Annotated in this window: 1 protein-coding gene; it reads right to left on the bottom strand. The window is 58.1% G+C overall.

Annotation, left to right across the window (positions count from 1 at the left end; genetic code table 11):
* Positions 1 to 269: 269 nt before the first annotated feature.
* Positions 270 to 1,079: a histidinol-phosphatase gene (hisN, locus tag RMSM_RS30195; protein ID WP_008706401.1), complete on the bottom strand. Its 810-nt coding sequence runs from the start codon at positions 1,077 to 1,079 to the stop codon at positions 270 to 272.
* Positions 1,080 to 1,209 lie beyond the last annotated feature (130 nt).

Below are 1,209 nucleotides of genomic sequence, written 5' to 3'. Positions count from 1 at the left end.
CCACCATTCTTGCCTCCAGCGGTTATCAATAGGCAGGAATCCTTAGGTGAACTCCCGTTAGCCGTTTGGGCGCTAGCCCCGGTTCAGCGATGGAACCGTGGCTAGCGGCTTGTTGATTTAGTGAGCCGCTCGCGCGTCAGCGGCCGGGTCCCACGCATTACCCGGTGCCTTACGGCCCTCGGCTCACCAATGCGATTTGCATTTCGATTAAATCAACAGGCCGCTAGCGATAAAACGGCCAACATAACGAAAGACCTTTCCTTACCTACTTAGGCGAGCCGCTCGAGCACGGCGGCATGCAGATGACCGTTGGTTCCGACGCCATCCCCCCCTCGTACGGTGGACGTGCCTTTCCAGTCGGTGAACTTGCCACCCGCCTCTTGGATCACTGGCATGATGGCGGCGACATCCCAGGCATTGCAGATTGGGTCGACCATTACATCGGCACGCCCGGTAGCGACCAGCAGATATCCGTAGCCATCCCCCCAACTTCGCGTCACCCATGCATCCCGCTCAAGCTGTGCATACGCGTTCGGATTGCCACGCTTGGCGAACGAGCCGACTTCGCTGGTGACGAAAACAGCGGTAGAAAGATCGGTTTTGCTCGACACGGCGGCTTGGTTCCAATCGGAATTGGACGTTTTCCGGTGCCAACTGCCCTGCCCTACCCCGGCCACGATCATTTCGTCCAAAGCGGGGATAAAAATTGCGCCCCCGATCACCTCGCCATCGCACTCGACCGCCAACAGCGTCGAATAGAGCGGAACCCCGCACACGAACGATTTCGTGCCATCGATCGGATCGACGACCCAGCGATAGGAGCTTGTCCCCGCTTTTTCGGCAAATTCCTCGCCTTGCAGCGTATCATCGGGAAATCGCTCGCCCAACAGCTTACGAACCAATTGCTCGGCTTCACGGTCCGCCACGGTGACAGGTGAATCGTCTTTTTTCGCATCGACGACCAATTCGCTGGTCCCGAAATACTTCAGCGTGTGCTGGCCGGCGGCCCGAGCGACTTCGATCATCGCCGAAAGCCGACCGTCGTGCATCGATCGCCAATCGTCTGGTTTGCTGGTCATTGAGTTGGCTCTTCCGAATGTGTGGGTTTGGGGTCGTTTGATCCAGAATCACTTGATTTGGATGGGCCCGAAGGTGCGGCCCCCGCGGAGTCCGACGGCAATCCGTTCACGCCTGGAAAAAAGGATTGAT

Source organism: Rhodopirellula maiorica SM1 (assembly GCF_000346295.1).
Classification (GTDB): Bacteria; Planctomycetota; Planctomycetia; order Pirellulales; family Pirellulaceae; genus Novipirellula; species Novipirellula maiorica.
This window is presented reverse-complemented; position numbering and strand designations above follow the sequence as displayed.